1 protein-coding gene is annotated in these 1,650 nt (G+C 32.8%); it reads right to left on the bottom strand.

Translation table 11 applies throughout. The features are described from left to right. On the bottom strand, positions 1-1,650 hold a 1,650-nt coding region (locus LS72_RS10385), incomplete at both ends, for a conjugal transfer protein TraG N-terminal domain-containing protein (RefSeq protein WP_138155348.1).

Here is a 1,650-nt window from a genome sequence, read left to right as displayed (position 1 = left end):
AATCTGCCCACTTTGTGCATTGGTATAATGAATATTTCCACTTTCATCTTTATTTAATTCAAAGCTTCCACCATATCCAACATTAATTTTTGAGTTCATAGGATTGCCAAATTCATCAAGTTTTGTTTGCTGCTGTGTTGCCATTCCATTTGCCCAATTTGTTCCTAAAATCTCTCTAATTCCAGCTTGTTTGCTATACACCTCCTCCCCTATGGCTATATCTGATTTTGTAGATTGTGCTTGTTTAGTTGATTCTAATGCTCCTGCTCTTGCACCACTTGATAAAGCAGAAGTAAAACTTGATAACATATTTGAAATAGCCATATCACTTCCCTTTGCTAATCCATAAGCTAACACAGGCGTTAGCATTACTAAATAACCTATAATAGCAGCGTGTTCTTGTATAGCCATAAAAAATTCTGTGTTGAAGTTGATATTAAATCCAAACATTCCATTAGTGTATTTTAAAAAGGTTTGGAATTTATCTTCTAAGAATATATCATTTAAGTAATTAGTTAATCCTAATATGGGTGTCCAAAAGATTAAAAAGAGAGACATTGTTAAAATCATCATTAAACTTCTTAATCCTGTTATGATTGAAAATATTATAATTAACCAAGATACACCAATAATAATTGCAGTCAAAAAAGCTTTCATTAGAGGTAGAAACTTTTGAGCTAGTGTGCTTTGTTGTATCATTTGGTTAAAGAAAGCATAATGGGCTATAGAAGATGTTGTTGCAAGTGTTCCCTCTCCTAAACCATACATTCTCTCCATATTTTTAATACCATCTCTATAAGAATGCACGAGCATAACTTGTTGGAGCATATTTCTTGCATTAGCGTGGGAAGTATGGAATAAATTAGCAACACCTTGCATTTTATCATCATAGAATTCTATATGTCTAATTCCAAGTTGTGCCATATGGATTTTTTTGAGTTTTTCTGTTTGTCCTTCTAATCCTTTCTGTAATTCAGCTCCTAATACCCTACAAGGCACTATGGTTTCTTTTACCCCTCTTCCTTCTGCTTGTATCATATTAACTGAAATAGTATTACCTATGGGGAATCCTGCTTTCATACCTAATAAATCATTATATAAATCATTAGAGGTTATAATTCTTCTCATCAAAGTTGGGTCTTTCTCTGCATTATAATGCAAACATACTCCAATAAAATTATTTATATTCTCTACCCATAAAGGGTCTAGGAATATAGGTTTCATATTCTTTAGTGTATTTATAGTTTCCATACTAAATCCAAATCCAGCATTCCTAATAGAAATAGAATTAGGGGTAGAGAAAGATAGCTCCATTAACTCTAGCAAAGCTCTTTCTACTCGTGAAACTATAGAAAATAACATACCTAACCCACTAGGAATACGCTCAACAACATAAGTCTCTGCAATGGCTTCATCAAAGACTTGGAATCTATTTGAATCGCTATTAGGAGCGTGAATGAAAAGACCAATTAAAAGAGCACTAATAACAGAGAACTTTACCACTTCTGCAAAGTATTGCACTCTCCCATCTAGTATTTTTTTAATCGCTACAAAAGCAAAAGCTAATAAAAGAACAGATTTTATAAGTTGTCCTGCATTTTGAACTGCCATTGCAACAGCTTCTAGCACTTGATAAATCATCTTACCATA

This window comes from Helicobacter apodemus, assembly GCF_000765745.2.
Lineage (GTDB): Bacteria > Campylobacterota > Campylobacteria > Campylobacterales > Helicobacteraceae > Helicobacter_D > Helicobacter_D apodemus.
Note: the sequence above shows the minus strand (reverse complement) of the source record. Positions and strands in the feature narration are given on the sequence as shown.